The sequence below is a fragment of the Pseudarthrobacter sp. 10T415 genome (genome assembly GCF_056394175.1).
On sequence record NZ_JBFTHJ010000003.1, the window covers coordinates 102,071 to 116,604 of the forward strand.

The window sequence follows — 14,534 nt, forward strand, 5'->3', positions numbered from 1 at the left end:
ATGAGCAACAAGACTGTTGAAGACCTGATTTCGCGTTCCAACCGCCTCGGCGCGGACAAGCGGAACACCAACTTCGCCGGCGGCAACACCTCCGCCAAGGGCACCGAGAAGGACCCGGTCACCGGTGAGGACGTTGAACTCCTGTGGGTGAAGGGTTCCGGCGGTGACCTGGGCACGCTGAAGGCCCAGAACCTTGCCGTGCTGCGGCTGGACCGGCTGAACGCGCTGAAGAACGTCTACCCGGGCGTCGACCGTGAAGACGAAATGGTGGCCGCCTTCGATTACTGCCTGCACGGCAAGGGCGGCGCAGCGCCGTCGATCGACACCGCCATGCACGGACTGGTGGACGCCGCGCACGTGGACCACTTGCACCCGGACTCCGGCATCGCTATCGCGACGGCGGTGGACGGCGAAGCGCTGACGTCAAAGGTCTTCGGCGACAAGGTGGTCTGGGTTCCGTGGCGCCGCCCCGGTTTCCAGCTGGGCCTGGACATCGCCGCGATCAAGGAAGCCAACCCGCAGGCCATCGGCACCATCCTGGGCGGCCACGGCATCACCGCCTGGGGCGCCACCAGCGACGAGGCCGAGGCCAACTCGCTGTGGATCATCGACCAGGCCGAGCAGTACATCGCCGAGAACGGCGCGGCCGAACCTTTCGGTGCCAAGCTGCCGGGCTACGCAGCCCTGCCCGAGGCGGAGCGGCGTGCGAAGGCCGCCGCCCTGGCACCGGTGATCCGCGGCCTTGCCTCAACGGATAAACCGCAGCTGGGGCACTTCAGCGATGACGCCGTGGTCCTCGACTTCCTCGAAGCCGCCGAGCACCCGCGGCTGGGCGCGCTGGGCACCTCCTGCCCTGACCACTTCCTGCGCACCAAGGTCAAGCCGCTGATCCTGGACCTGCCCGCCGACGCCTCCATCGAAGACTCGATCGCCCGGTTGCATGAGCTGCACGCCGACTACCGCGAGGACTACCAGGCCTACTACGACCGGCACAAGGACGCGGACAGCCCGGCGCTGCGCGGCGCGGACCCGGCCATCGTGCTGGTTCCCGGCGTGGGCATGTTCTCCTTCGGGGCGAACAAGCAGACCGCCCGGGTGGCCGGTGAGTTCTACATCAACGCCATCAACGTGATGCGCGGCGCCGAAGCGATCTCCACCTACGCCCCCATCGAGGAATCCGAGAAGTTCCGCATCGAATACTGGGCCCTGGAGGAAGCCAAACTGGCCCGGATGCCCAAGCCGAAGTCGCACGCCACCCGCATCGCCCTGGTGACCGGTGCGGCGTCCGGCATCGGCAAGGCCATCGCCACCCGCCTCGCCGCGGAAGGCGCCTGCGTGGTCATTGCCGACCTGAACCTCGAGAACGCGCAGAAGGTGGCCGAGGAACTCGGCGGCGCGGATGTCGCCGTCGGCGTCCAGGCCGACGTGACGGACGAAGCGCAGGTCGCAGCAGCGATTGACGCCGCGGTGCTCGCGTTCGGCGGCGTGGACCTGGTGGTCAACAACGCCGGCCTGTCCATCTCCAAGCCGCTGCTGGAAACCACCGAAAAGGACTGGGACCTGCAGCACAACGTGATGGCCAAGGGCTCCTTCCTGGTGGCCAAGGCCGCTGCGAAGGTCATGATCGCCCAGGGCCTGGGCGGAGACATCATCTACATCTCCTCCAAGAACTCCGTGTTCGCCGGCCCCAACAACATCGCCTACTCCGCCACCAAGGCCGACCAGGCCCACCAGGTGCGCCTGCTCGCCGCCGAATTGGGCGAGCACGGCATCCGCGTCAACGGCATCAACCCCGACGGCGTGGTCCGCGGCTCCGGGATCTTCGCCGGCGGCTGGGGCGCCAAGCGCGCCGCGGTCTACGGCGTGGACGAAGAGAAACTGGGCGAGTACTACGCCCAGCGCACCCTGCTCAAGCGCGAAGTCCTCCCCGAGCACGTGGCCAACGCTGCCGCCGTCCTCACCAGCAACGAGCTGTCCCACACCACCGGCCTGCACATCCCCGTGGACGCCGGAGTAGCCGCAGCATTCCTCCGGTGAGCACGTTGTCACACGATATCGACGGCGCGGACACCGCCCTTGGCCTGTTCGCCGGCAGTGTGTTCGCCGCCGTCGATATCGGGGCCTCGTCCGGCCGCGTCATGCTCGGCCGTGTTTCACCGGAGTCCGGGGTGTCGCTGGAAACCGTGCACCGCTTCCCCAACGGCGTGGTGGAGATCGACGGCGGCCTCCGCTGGAACTTCGACGCCCTCTTCGCGGAGGTGCTTGCAGGCCTCCGCACGGCCGCCACTGTGGCCGCCGGGCAGGGCGAACGGATCGCCAGCATTGGCATCGACACCTGGGCCGTGGACTACGGCCTGGTGGACGCCGGCGGGAACCTCGTGGCCCAGCCGTTCAGCTACCGCGATGACCGCAGCCGGGCCGCCGTGGAGCCCGTCCACCGGAAACTGGACCCCGAGCGGCTCTACGCCACCACCGGCCTGCAGTTCCTGCAGTTCAACACGATCTACCAGCTGGCCACCGAGAAGGACCTCGACGGGCTGCAGGCCCTCCTGATCCCGGACCTCATCGCATTCCTGCTCACGGGCGCCCGCCGTACCGAAGCCACCAACGCCTCCACCACCGGCCTGTTCGACGCCGTGGCAGGGGAGTGGGCCACCGAGTTCCTGGCGGCCCTGGGACTGCGGAAGGACCTGTTCCCGCCGCTGGTCCAGCCCGGCGAAACGTTCGGCACCCTCCTCCCGGCCATTGCCGAGGAGGTGGGCCTGCCCTCCAGCACCCCCGTGGTGGCCGTGGGCTCGCACGACACCGCGTCCGCCGTTGCCGCCGTTCCCGCTGATACGGACGCCGACGGCGGGGACTTCGCCTACGTCTCCTCCGGCACCTGGTCCCTGGTGGGCCTGGAACTGCCGCACCCGGTCCTCACCGAAGCCAGCCGGGAGGCGAACTTCACCAACGAACGCGGCGTGGACGGCACCATCCGCTACCTGCGCAACATCGGCGGGCTCTGGCTGCTCAGCGAATGCCAGCGCACCTGGGCATCGGAAGGCTTCCAACCGGACCTGACTGCCCTGCTGGCCGCGGCCGCAGCACTACCCGCCGGCGGACCGCAGATCAACGCTGATGATCCATACTTCATCGCCCCGGACAACATGCCCGAACGCATCCGTGCGGCAGTCCGGCGCACCGGCGAACTGCTGCCAAACGATCCCGCAGCCATCACCCGGTGCATCATGGACAGCCTCGCTGCCGGATACGCCCGGACACTGGCGGACGCCGAACGCCTGGCGGACCGCTCGGCGGGCGTGGTGCACGTGGTGGGCGGCGGATCACAGAATGCGCTCCTCTGCCAGCTCACGGCCGATGCCACCCGGCGCCCGGTCATCGCCGGGCCCGTGGAAGCGACAGCCCTGGGCAACGTGCTCGTGCAGGCCCGGGCGGCAGGCGCCGTGGCAGGCGGTTTGCCCGAACTCCGCAGGATCATTGCCGCCGGAGCCAGCCTGCACCGCTACGAGCCCCTCGACCTCCCCGTTACCGCCTCCCGGAATTGAACCCATGAAAATCGCACTCTTCGCCACCTGCATCGTGGACGGCATGTATCCGCGTGCCGCCCAGGCAACGGTGGCGGTCCTGGAACGGCTGGGCCACCAGGTGGTCTTCCCCAAGGGCCAGGCCTGCTGCGGGCAGATGCACGTCAACAGCGGCTACTTCAAGGAAGCCGTGCCCGTGGTGGCCAACCACGTCCGGGCCTTCGAATCGGAGGACTACGACGTCGCCGTGGCGCCGTCAGGGTCCTGTGTGGCGTCGGTGAAGCACCAGCACCCCATGGTGGCCCGCCGCGCAGGTGATGCCGGGCTCGAGGAGCGGGCAACCGCCGTCGGGAAGAAAACCTACGAGCTGTCCGAACTGCTGGTGGACGTCCTGGGCGTCACCGATCCCGCCGGACAGCTGGGCTCCTACTTCCCGCACACGGTGACCTACCACCCCTCCTGCCACGGCATGCGCCTGCTCAAGCTCGGTGACCGGCAGGCCGGCCTGCTCCGCGGCGTGAAGGGCCTGGAGCTGCTGGACCTGCCCGAGGCGGACCAGTGCTGCGGGTTCGGCGGCACGTTCTCCGTGAAGAACGCCGACGTTTCCTCGGCGATGCTGGCGGACAAGACGGCGAACATCCGCAGCACCGGGGCGTCCGTGTGCGCGGGCGGGGACTACTCCTGCCTGATGCACATCGGCGGCGGCCTCTCCCGGGAGGACTCAGGTGTGGCTACCCTCCACCTGGCCGAGATCCTCGCCAGCACCGAAGCCGAACCCGTCACCGTTCCAGGACCCGCCGGGCAAACCGTGAAAGTAGTGGTCAAATAATGTCCCGCACCGCACTTGGAATGCCCGGCCTGCGGCCCGGCTCAGGGAACCTCTTCGCTGAGGAAAAGTTCCCCTCGGCGGCCCGGCGGGAGCTGGGAAACAGCCAGCTCCGCCGCAACCTGAAGCACGCCACCTCCACCATCCGCACCAAACGCCTCAACGTCACAGGGGAACTGCCGGACTGGGAGGAGCTGCGCGAGGCCGGCAGCGCCCTGAAGACCTCCGTCATGGCACGACTCCCGGAGCTGCTGGAAGCCTTCGAGGCCAACGTCACCGCCCGCGGCGGCACGGTGCACTGGGCCCAGGACGCCGGCGAGGCCAACCGCATCATCCACGACCTGGTGAAAGCCGAGGGCGTGGACGAGGTTGTCAAGGTCAAGTCGATGGCCACCCAGGAAATCGGCATGAACGAATACCTCGAAGACCACGGCATCGCCGCCTACGAGACGGACCTGGCCGAACTCATCGTCCAGCTGGACCACGACAAGCCCAGCCACATCCTGGTCCCGGCGATCCACAAGAACCGCACCGAAGTCCGCGACATCTTCCTGAAGGAAATGCCCGGCGTCGATCCGGATCTCACGGACGAACCGCGCCGCCTCGCCATGGCCGCCCGCGCCCACCTGCGCGCCAAGTTCCTCACCGCCAAAGTGGCGATCTCCGGCGCGAACTTCGGCATCGCAGACTCCGGGACCCTCAGCGTCGTGGAGTCCGAAGGCAACGGCCGCATGTGCCTCACACTCCCCGATACCCTCATCACGGTCATGGGCATCGAGAAACTGCTGCCCACCTTTTCCGACCTTGAGGTGTTCCTGCAGCTCCTTCCGCGCTCCTCCACCGGCGAGCGGATGAACCCCTACACCTCCCTCTGGACCGGGGTCACCGAAGGGGACGGGCCTTCCACCTTCCACGTCATCCTGCTGGACAACGGACGGACCAACGCCCTGGCCGATGAGATGGGCCGCTCGGCCCTCCACTGCATCCGCTGCAGCGCCTGCATCAACGTCTGCCCCGTCTACGAACGCACCGGTGGCCACGCCTACGGCTCAACGTACCCGGGCCCCATCGGCGCCATCCTGTCGCCGCTGATGACCGGCGTCGAAGCCGAGGAGAACGGTTCACTGCCGTACGCGTCCTCACTCTGCGGGGCCTGCTACGACGCCTGCCCGGTCAAGATCAACATCCCTGACATCCTGGTCCACCTCCGCGGAAAGGACGTGGACGCCCACCGCGGCGGACTCCCGTCCCAAATGGACGTCGGGCTCAAGGCAGCCTCCTGGGCGCTGTCCGACGGACGCCGGCTGGGCGCCGTTGAAAAGCTCCTGCCCCTGGGCCGCGCCGCCGCCGGCAAGGACAAGAAGATCAAGAAACTGCCGGGGATCGCCGCCGGCTGGACCCAGAGCCGCGACATCCCCGCGCCCCCGTCCCGGTCCTTCCGCGACTGGTGGGCCAAGGAGCACAAGGAATCATGAGCACCCGCGAACACATCCTCGCCGCCGTCCGCACCGCGCTGCAGGACGCTCCCGCCGTCCCGGACATCCCGCGGGACTACCGGCTGGAGGGGGACCTCAACGCGCAGGAACGCATCGACGTGCTGGTGGACCGGCTGGAGGACTATAAAGCGGGTGTGACGGTGGTGGACGGATCCGCCGTTCCGGCCACCATCCAGGGCCTCCTCGCCGGCGCGGGCTCCTACGTGGTGCCCGCCGGGCTGGACCCGGCCTGGCTCGCGTGGGAAACCGAACCTTCCAGGGTGAAGTACGACGGCGGCGGGCACGGCGCGCGGTCCGTCACCGAACTCGACGCAACCGACGCCGTCGTGACCTCCAGCGCGGTGACCGTCGCCGAATCCGGGACCATCATCCTGGACGGCAGCCCCGACCAGGGCCGCCGCGCCATCTCGCTGATCCCGGACCACCACATCTGCGTGGTCCACAGCCGCGACATCACCCAGATCCTCCCCGAAGCCCTCCGCCGCCTGGACGGCACCCGCCCGCTCACCATGATCAGCGGCCCCAGCGCCACCTCGGACATCGAACTCGAACGCGTCGAAGGCGTCCACGGGCCACGCCGGCTGGACGTCATCATCATCAAGCAGTCCGGGAACCTTCCCGCGTCATAGGATCTAGCCATGCCCCTCTTTGACCTTCCCCTGGCCCAGCTCCGCGGCTATACCTCCGACGTGACACCGCCCAACGACCTTGCAGCGTTTTGGGACACGACCATCGAAGAGGCGCGGGCCTTTCCGCTGGAAGCCACCTTCGAACCTGTCGAGAACTACCTCACCCTCATCGACACGTTCGACGCCACATTTGCCGGGTACGGCGGGGCGCCCATCAAAGGCTGGCTGCACCTGCCGGCCAACCGCGAACCGGGTGCACGCCTGCCCGTGGTGGTCCAGTATGCCGGATACTCCGGTGGCCGCGGCCTGGTCAACCAGGACACCCGCTGGGCCCAGGCAGGCTACGCGCACTTCATCATGGACACCCGCGGACAGGGTTACGGCGGCCTCATCGGCGATACGCCGGACCCGCACCCCTCCGCGGGGGACGTAGCCCACGCGGGCCTCATGACCCGGGGTGCCGGAAGCAGGGAGGACTACTACTACCGGCGCGTCTACGTGGACGCCTTCCGGGCCGTGGAGGCCGCGCAGTCCCATCCCGGCGTCGACCCCCGCAAGGTGGTGCTGGCCGGCGTCAGCCAGGGCGGCGGCATTGTGGTGGCCACGGCAGGCCTTGCGGCCGGAAGGCTCGACGGCGTCATCGCCGCGCTGCCCGACGTCCCCTTCCTGCAGGACTTCCCGCGCGCCATCGACATCACACCCCGCGGCCCCTACCCGGAAATCGCCCAGTTCCTTGGCCGCCACCGCGACCGCTACGACTCCATCCTCGAAGTCCTGCGGTATTTCGACGGCGTGAACCTGGCCCGCTGGGCAACCGTGCCGGCGCTCTACTCGGTGGCGCAAATGGATGACATCTGCCCACCGTCCACGGTCTTCGCCAGCTTCAACGCCTACGGCGCGGGTGACGCCGGTTCTTCCGGAACCGGGGCGGCCAAGGAGATCGAGGTCTACCGGTTCAACAACCACGAAGGCGGCCAGGAACACCAGTGGATCAGGCAGCTGTTGTTTCTGCGCAAGATTTTGGGGTAACTTCCTTCCTGCAGGCTGAGAAAGCGGTTTCTAAGCCTGCAGCGAGGGAGAAATGAAGAAGCTCACCAGGCGCAGCATCGTCGCGTACGGCGCCGGCGATGCCGCCAACAGCATGATCATCAGCACCGCAAACATGTTCCTGCTGGTGTACTACACCGACGTTGCCGGCATCGCTGCCGCCGCCGCGGGCACCCTGCTGGTGGTGGCCCGCGTGTTCAACGCCGTCACGGATATCGCCGCGGGCCGCCTCGTGGACCGTGTGCAGGGGAAACGGTGGGGCAAGTTCCGGCCCTTCCTCATGTTCGGCTTCGTGCCACTGGTGCTCAGCGCAGCGGTGTTCCACGTCCCGGACGTGGATCCCGGCCTGAAACTCCTCTACGCCTACTGCACCTACGGGCTGGTGTGCCTGGCGTACAGCCTGGTCAACGTTCCGTATGGCTGCCTGGTGGGGGCCATGACCCGTGACCCGCGGCAACGTGCACGGCTGGCCGGTGCCCGGACCATCGGCGGCCTCTCCACCGGGGCGGTCCTGGGATTCGTCATCGCACCCCTGCTCGGCGCCGGCGGGGACATGCAGCAGATCTTCACCATCCTCACCCTCGTGTTCGTGGGGGTCGGCTCGGTTCTCTACGTATTCACCGGCAGTGCCTGCCGCGAACAGTCGGGGGCAAGCATTCCCCGGATCACGCTGCGCCAAAGTATCGACGCCCTGAAGTCCAATTCGCCGCTGCTGGTGCTCTGCGTCAGTTCCGTGCTCTTCGTGACCGGAAACTCCGCCACCGGCGCCGCCCAATTCTTCTACCTGCGCGATGTGCTGGCCCGCGTGGACCTGTTTCCGGTCATGGCCGCCACCCAGGTGGTCATCACCCTGACCCTGGCGGTCATGATCCCCAGGCCCGTGGCACGGTGGGGCAAGAAGGCAGTGTTCACGGCAGGGTGCGTCCTGGGTGTGGTGGGTGGGGTGGTGGTCTTCCTGGCTCCTGCCAGCCTGCCGGCATTGGCGGTGGGCGGCATCGTCCTGGCCCAGCTCTCCTCCGCCACCGTGGGAATCCTCACCTGGGCACTCATCGCGGACACCGTGGAGTATGGCGAGTGGAAGACCGGCGTGCGGGTCCAGGGCATCAACTATGCCCTCCTCGCGGCCACCAGAAAGCTGGGCATGGGCTTCGGCGGGGGACTGGTGGCGTACGCCCTTGCCTGGGGAGCCTACGACGGCGGCCTCCGGGAACAGGCGGAGGGTGCCCTCCTGGCCATCCGTGCTTCGGCGGGACTGCTGCCGGCCATCCTGGTGCTGGCCGCCGTCGTCACCATGTCCTGGTACCGCCTTACGGACCGCCGGCATGCCGAGCTGGTGGCCGAACTGGCGCGTGATCCTGCGTAACGTTTTGCGGCCGGAGCAATTCCGGGGCTATGGTCTTCCCATGACTAACCGTTGGTATGCGTATTTTTCGTTGGCTCTGGAGGGGCCCGCGTCTAACTGACACGCATCCAACTTTCCTTCAGAGCCAACAGGGCAGAGATCATTCTCTGCCCTTCGCCGTTTCTCCGGCGGGTTCTGAAATCCGGGCCCGCTTCCCATCTGGAACAGGACCCGAACATGAGCACCGCAACAGCCGCAGCAGCACCATCCACCTCGAACCTGCGCGTCAGCGAATTCACCCCGCTGCCCACCCCTTCCGAACTGATCGCGGACCTGCCCCTCGACGCGCAGGTGGCCGCCGTCGTCGAACGCGGCCGCGATGAAGTCCGCGCCGTCATGGACGGCGTGGACGACCGCCTGCTGGTGATCGTGGGCCCGTGCTCCATCCACGACCCCAAGGCCGGGCTGGAATACGCCCGCCGGCTGGTCAGCCAGGCTGAGAAGCACAAGGAAGACCTGCTGATCGTCATGCGGACCTACTTCGAGAAGCCGCGCACCACGGTGGGCTGGAAGGGCCTGATCAACGATCCACGGCTGGACGGCAGCCACGACATGGTCACCGGCCTGCGCACCGCACGCCACTTCCTGCAGCAGGTCACCGCCCTTGGACTGCCCACCGCCACCGAGTTCCTGGAACCGATCAGCCCGCAGTACATGGCCGACCTCATCTCCTGGGGCGCCATCGGGGCCCGCACCACCGAGAGCCAGATCCACCGCCAGCTCGCATCCGGCCTGTCCATGCCCATCGGGTTCAAGAACGGGACCGACGGCGGCCTGCAGGTTGCCATCGACGCCTGCGGTGCCGCTGCGGCAGCCCAGGCGTTCCTGGGGATCGACGGCGACGGCCGGGCCGCGCTGGTGGCCACTGCCGGCAACCCGGACACGCACGTCATCCTCCGCGGCGGACGCAAGGGCCCCAACTACTCGACGGCCGACGTCGAAGCCGCCTCCGCCACCCTGGCCGGCAAGGGACTGAATCCGCGCCTGATCGTGGACGCCAGCCACGCCAACAGCGGCAAGAGCCACCACCGCCAGGCGGAGGTGGCACTGGAAATCGGCGCGCAGCTCGAAGAGGGCGGCCCCGCCGCGCACGCGATCGCCGGCGTCATGCTCGAAAGCTTCCTGGTGGGAGGCGCCCAGAACCTGGATGTCGTGGAGCACGCTGCGGGCCGGGATGAGCTGGTCTACGGGCAGAGTGTCACGGATGCGTGCATGGAGTGGGACGTCTCGGCATCGGTGCTGGAACAGCTGGCCGCCTCGGCCCGCAAGCGCCGCGGCTGACGAGGCCCACGGGAAGGGTGGTACGCCGGGCAAATAGGGGGACCCTACTACTTTCACTTCTGCCACAGGAACATCTAGAGTATCTGGATAGGTGGTTGGTGGATGGCTCAGCATCGGAACACCGCATTTGGTACGAACCTGGGGTCCACTGTGTCCATCCGTCAGCAAAGGAAAATAGGGAAATGTCCGCAGAACAGAACTTCTCGAACGCGAAGTTCCTGACCGTGGCAGAAGTTGCCGAGGTCATGCGCGTCTCCAAAATGACCGTCTACCGCCTGGTGCACTCCGGTGAAATGCCGGCAGTCCGCTTTGGCCGCTCCTACCGCGTGCCCGAGACTGCTGTGGACCAGTACCTCAGGGGCGCCGTGGTGGACGGGCACGCAGGCACCGCCTGAGCCAGTCCCGCCGCAAATCCGGTATTCGTGCCGGGTGAACGCCGTGCCGGTTAGAAGCGGCCTCCCGGAAGCGGTACCCTGTTAAGGAACGTTTTACGTCATTGTAAGAATCTGTCAGTTGTTCAGTTCGTAGCTTTGTCCGCGGACCATTTCCATCAGACAGGTACTGCATCTAGTTTGTAAGGAACTTTCGTGGGTTCAGTTATCAAGAAGCGTCGCAAGCGTATGGCCAAGAAGAAGCACCGCAAGCTGCTTCGCAAGACCCGTCACCAGCGCCGCAATAAGAAGTAGAGATACTTCGAACAGCGTGGAAATGCCCGCCGCCTTCCGAGGTGGCGGGCATTTCTTTTGCCTACAGAGGTGCCTGCCTTACGCCCGGGGGCCGCGGATCCTCGCGAAGCCCTTCCAGAGGCCGTACACGGCGCCGCCCATGGTTGCGGCCTTGAGGCCGAACGTTGCAGCCCGGCGGCCGGCGCGGAAGTCGTACACCGGCCAGTTGTTGTCGCGCGCGTGGCGGCGCAGCTTGGCGTCCGGATTGATGGCCACCGGATGGCCCACCAGGGACAGCAGCGGAATGTCGTTATAGGAGTCGCTGTAGGCCCAGCAGCGCTTGAGGTCCAGGTCCTCGGCGTCGGCGATGCCCTGCACCGCCACCGCTTTGGCGGAGCCGTGCAGGATATCTCCCACCAGCCTGCCGGTATACATCCCGTCAGAGACCTCGCCCACCGTTCCCAGCGCGCCGGTCAGGCCCAGCCGTGTTGAGATGACGGTGGCAACTTCAATGGGGGTGGCGGTAACCAGCCAGACGCGGCGGCCCACCCTAAGGTGCTGTTCGGCCAGTGCCTTGGCCCCGGGCCAGATCCGCGAGGCGATCATCTCGTCGTAGACCTCTTCGCCCAGCGCCTTGATGTCGTCCACGGCGATGCCTGCAGCGAGGGTGAGCGCGGAATCACGGACAGCGTGGACGTCGTCGATATTCTCGCCGCGGGCCACGAACTTGAACTGCTTCCAGGCGAAGCCGGCTGCCTCGGCCAGCGTGAACGCCCCCCGCTGGTGCATCTTCCGGGCAACATGGAACAGGCTGGCGCCGCGCATGAGGGTGTTGTCCACATCGAAAAACGCCGCCTCGCCCGGCTGCGGCGCAGCGACCGGCCGGGTCACAACTGCGACGTATTTCTCCTCGGGCATGGACTTGAGTCTAGTCAATCCACCGGTCGGCCGCGGTCGGCATGCCGGGCGTGGTGTGGGCATGCTTCAACGGCGCTACCGTTAAAGCATGCCCACACCCCATGTTGTCCTGGTCACCAAAGCGAACTGCCACCTGTGCGAGGACGCGCGCGACGCCGTCGGCCGGGTCACTGCCGCATTGGGCCTTACGTGGAGCGAAGAGTTGGTGGACAACCAGCCGGAACTGCGCGAACGCTATGCGGAGGAAATTCCCGTGGTCCTCGTGGACGGTGTGCAGCGCGACTTCTGGAAGATCGACGAAGCCAGGCTGGAACGCGTCCTGCAGCGGGCCATGGCGCAGTAGGGGGAGCGGTCCGACGTGACGGTACCTGCTTTGTTGGCACCGGCGATGGGGCTCTAGAGTGGAGGCACAACGCGATGCAAGGGAGGGGCTGGTGACTTCGCTGGACTCAACTCCCCAGGCTGTCCCGGACCTGCCGGACGCCACGGGTACGCCAGCCAAGCAGATTCCGCCCGCAGCGGTGGCCCGGCTGACGATCTACCTCCGCGCCCTCAACACCCTGCTGGCCGACGGCATCGAGCGGGTATCCTCCGAATCGCTGGCCGAAGCCTCCGGAGTAAGCTCCTCCACCCTCCGCAAGGACCTCTCCCACGTCGGCTCTTACGGCACCCGCGGAGTGGGCTACGAAGTCCAGTACCTGAGCCGCCATATCGCTGCCGCCCTCGGCCTGACGCACGACTGGAAAGTTGCCATTGTGGGCGCCGGCAACCTGGGCAAGGCCCTGGCCCGGTATGGCGGGTTCGAGTCCCGGGGATTCGACGTGGTGGCCATCTTTGACGCCGACCAGATGGTGGTGGGAAACGAAGTGGGATGGCTGCGGGTCAGCGATGTCGCGGACCTGGAGGCGGTGCTGCACCGGACCGGGGCCAACATGGTGGTGCTGGCGTTGCCGGCATCCGTGGCCCAGGATGTCTGCGACCGTGTGGTGGCAGCCGGCGTTCGGAGCGTCCTGAGCTTCGCCCCGGTGATGCTGCAGGTCCCCGAGGGGGTTAACCTGCGCAAGGTGGACATGGCCACCGAACTGCAGATCCTTGCCTACCACGCACAACGGGCGCAGGCCCCGGAGCAGACTGCCTAGGAAAACGGCAGGTCCGGAACCCGCGCCCGCGGGAGTGGAACTAAAGGGTCAGCGGCCGTACGGGCCGCTGAAACCGCCACCATAAGGGTTGGCGAAGGGCTGCTGCTTCCGGAAATACGGGGCAGCGGCCGGCAGGTACAGCAGCACGATGGCCGCGATGCCCAGGACGGTGCCGAGCGTACCGAACGTGGGGATGCCGAACAGCCCGAAGACCGACAGGCCCGCGAAGACCGTTCCCAGGATGCGTGCCCAGTTCTTGCCCTTGCGGACAAAGAAGGCCACCAGGAAGTACAGGCCGGCGCCGAGGATGGCGAACGCCACGAGGGTGCCGCCGATGAAGCCCTGGACGTCGTCGTACGTCACGCCGGCGGCGCCGCTCGATGCCATCTGGTCTTCGAACGTCTGGCGGAATGCGGGGTCGTTCAGCTGGCCGAGGCCCGTCAGCATGGAAATCACGTAAATGGCTGCCGCCGCGAGCAGGAGCCAGAAGGAGATGTTGACCAGCTGGGGAACGCCGTTGCTGCCGGCGGGCTGGGGCTGCTCGGACGGGTAGGGGGACTGGCCGTACGGCGACTGGCCGAACTGCTGCCCGCCCGGGGCGTTCTGCCCGAACTGCTGTCCGTAACCCTGGCCGTACTGCTGGCCCTGCTGGGGCGCATTCTGGCCGTATTGCGGAGTGGCCGGCGGCTGCGAACTGAACTGCTGGCCATGTTGCGGCGCGTTTTGCCCGTACTGGGGAGCGTTCTGGCCGTACTGCGGCTGGTCCTGGCCCTGCTGCGGCGCATTCTGGCCGTACTGGGGTGCGCTCTGGCCATACTGCGGGGCGTTTTCGCCAAAGCGCGGCGGCTGGTTGCCGGCATCGCCGTTGGTGTTCGGGTTGCCGGTGTTTGAACTGCCGGGGTGGGGATCGTTTGATCCCGGCGGCGGGACAGGGGGAGTGCTCATGAGCGGTCCTCTATTCATGTCGGGTTACAGGTGGGTTGCCGAGGATCGGTCCAGTGCCCCTACCCCCAGCATGACTTAAGACCACCGTACCCCCGGCCGCTGCCCTTGGGGATCATTCGGAAGAGGTATTCCGGCGCGGACTTCCGCGGAACCAGGCCTGCGCCTTCGGTAACCACATCAGGACGGTTGCAGCCAGCGCCACCACGAACGCCACCCAGTTCCCGGCCTGGCCGGTACCGGCGTTGCCGTTCACCACGGCGAGGCCAAGGGTGATGGCCGCCAGCACAGTGAGGGCCACCCGTGCCCAGGACCGTCCTGCCTTCATCTTGAGCGCGAAGACCATCTGGGCCACCCCCACCGCGGCGGCCAGCAGCATCAGCACCACCACACCCATGGCGGCCGCCGGTGCGGCGGCGAACAGGACCAGCGAAGCCAGCATGCCCAGCAGGCCGCCCAGCATGGACAGGACACCGCCCACAAACCAGATCCAGAAGGAGACCTTGAGTTCAAGGGGCAGCCCGGCGAGGGAAAACATCGCGGCAGCCCCGCTGCGGGGAGTGGTGGGGGAGTTGCTCATGGCGTTCACTGTAGCGCCGTCGTCGTGCGTGGCCGGGCCTGGCGCTCCCGCGCCGCATGTGCCGGGCCGGGCGCTGCGTAAG

The 14,534-nt window shown here is 67.3% G+C and carries 15 protein-coding genes; 12 read left to right on the forward strand and 3 right to left on the reverse strand.

The genetic code is table 11. From position 1 onward, the window contains the following. The 10 genes from AC1DBN_RS06085 to AC1DBN_RS06130 all read left to right on the forward strand — a co-directional run bounded on the left by AC1DBN_RS06085 (nt 1) and on the right by AC1DBN_RS06130 (nt 10,894). Complete coding sequence (locus AC1DBN_RS06085; RefSeq protein WP_477722766.1) at nt 1-2,037, forward strand: bifunctional aldolase/short-chain dehydrogenase; 2,037 nt, start codon at nt 1-3, stop codon at nt 2,035-2,037. Further along, nucleotides 2,034-3,548, forward strand: a complete 1,515-nt coding sequence (locus tag AC1DBN_RS06090; RefSeq protein WP_477722767.1) for a rhamnulokinase — start codon at nt 2,034-2,036, stop codon at nt 3,546-3,548. The genes AC1DBN_RS06085 and AC1DBN_RS06090 overlap by 4 nt, the downstream gene beginning before the upstream one ends. A gap of 4 nt (nt 3,549-3,552) precedes the next feature. Then, complete coding sequence (locus AC1DBN_RS06095; RefSeq protein WP_314214481.1) at nt 3,553-4,356, forward strand: (Fe-S)-binding protein; 804 nt, start codon at nt 3,553-3,555, stop codon at nt 4,354-4,356. Next, a complete protein-coding gene (locus AC1DBN_RS06100) occupies nt 4,356-5,828 on the forward strand; it encodes a LutB/LldF family L-lactate oxidation iron-sulfur protein (RefSeq protein ID WP_477722768.1) in 1,473 nt (490 codons plus the stop codon). Before AC1DBN_RS06095 ends, AC1DBN_RS06100 begins: the two co-directional genes overlap by 1 nt. Then, complete coding sequence (locus AC1DBN_RS06105) at nt 5,825-6,478, forward strand: LutC/YkgG family protein (RefSeq protein WP_091722812.1); 654 nt, start codon at nt 5,825-5,827, stop codon at nt 6,476-6,478. The genes AC1DBN_RS06100 and AC1DBN_RS06105 overlap by 4 nt, the downstream gene beginning before the upstream one ends. 9 nt (nt 6,479-6,487) lie before the next feature. After that, the gene (locus AC1DBN_RS06110; RefSeq protein ID WP_091722809.1) at nt 6,488-7,507 is read left to right on the forward strand and encodes an acetylxylan esterase; all 1,020 of its coding nucleotides are present in this window, start codon (nt 6,488-6,490) and stop codon (nt 7,505-7,507) included. Between the two features lie 52 nt (nt 7,508-7,559). Continuing rightward, on the forward strand, nt 7,560-8,888 hold the full coding sequence (locus AC1DBN_RS06115) for a glycoside-pentoside-hexuronide (GPH):cation symporter (protein WP_314214475.1): 1,329 nt from the start codon (nt 7,560-7,562) through the stop codon (nt 8,886-8,888). A gap of 216 nt (nt 8,889-9,104) precedes the next feature. Further along, the gene (locus tag AC1DBN_RS06120; protein ID WP_091722790.1) at nt 9,105-10,208 is read left to right on the forward strand and encodes a 3-deoxy-7-phosphoheptulonate synthase; all 1,104 of its coding nucleotides are present in this window, start codon (nt 9,105-9,107) and stop codon (nt 10,206-10,208) included. A gap of 182 nt (nt 10,209-10,390) precedes the next feature. Then, nucleotides 10,391-10,603: a helix-turn-helix domain-containing protein gene (locus tag AC1DBN_RS06125; RefSeq protein WP_045729294.1), complete on the forward strand. Its 213-nt coding sequence runs from the start codon at nt 10,391-10,393 to the stop codon at nt 10,601-10,603. A 192-nt stretch (nt 10,604-10,795) separates the two neighbouring features. Beyond that, entirely contained in the window at nt 10,796-10,894 is a 99-nt protein-coding gene (locus AC1DBN_RS06130; RefSeq protein ID WP_003792170.1) for a 30S ribosomal protein bS22, read from the forward strand. A 78-nt stretch (nt 10,895-10,972) separates the two neighbouring features. Here the strand turns inward: AC1DBN_RS06130 and AC1DBN_RS06135 are convergent, their stop codons facing one another. Next, nucleotides 10,973-11,791, reverse strand: a complete 819-nt coding sequence (locus tag AC1DBN_RS06135) for an HAD family hydrolase (RefSeq protein WP_091722788.1) — start codon at nt 11,789-11,791, stop codon at nt 10,973-10,975. A gap of 88 nt (nt 11,792-11,879) precedes the next feature. Between AC1DBN_RS06135 and AC1DBN_RS06140 the strand changes: the two genes are divergently transcribed. Together AC1DBN_RS06140 and AC1DBN_RS06145 are read left to right on the forward strand one after the other, a co-directional pair. Further along, nucleotides 11,880-12,134 carry a glutaredoxin family protein gene (locus tag AC1DBN_RS06140; RefSeq protein ID WP_015938254.1) on the forward strand — a complete coding sequence of 85 codons (255 nt, stop codon included), beginning with the start codon at nt 11,880-11,882 and terminating at the stop codon, nt 12,132-12,134. Nucleotides 12,135-12,225: 91 nt separating this feature from the next. Next, nucleotides 12,226-12,930, forward strand: coding sequence for a redox-sensing transcriptional repressor Rex (locus tag AC1DBN_RS06145; RefSeq protein ID WP_091722786.1), 705 nt, complete (start codon nt 12,226-12,228; stop codon nt 12,928-12,930). A gap of 48 nt (nt 12,931-12,978) precedes the next feature. Here AC1DBN_RS06145 and AC1DBN_RS06150 read toward each other — a convergent pair whose 3' ends face one another. Next, nucleotides 12,979-13,875 carry a hypothetical protein gene (locus AC1DBN_RS06150; RefSeq protein WP_477722769.1) on the reverse strand — a complete coding sequence of 299 codons (897 nt, stop codon included), beginning with the start codon at nt 13,873-13,875 and terminating at the stop codon, nt 12,979-12,981. A gap of 112 nt (nt 13,876-13,987) precedes the next feature. After that, complete coding sequence (locus AC1DBN_RS06155) at nt 13,988-14,452, reverse strand: hypothetical protein (RefSeq protein WP_477722770.1); 465 nt, start codon at nt 14,450-14,452, stop codon at nt 13,988-13,990. Nucleotides 14,453-14,534 lie beyond the last annotated feature (82 nt).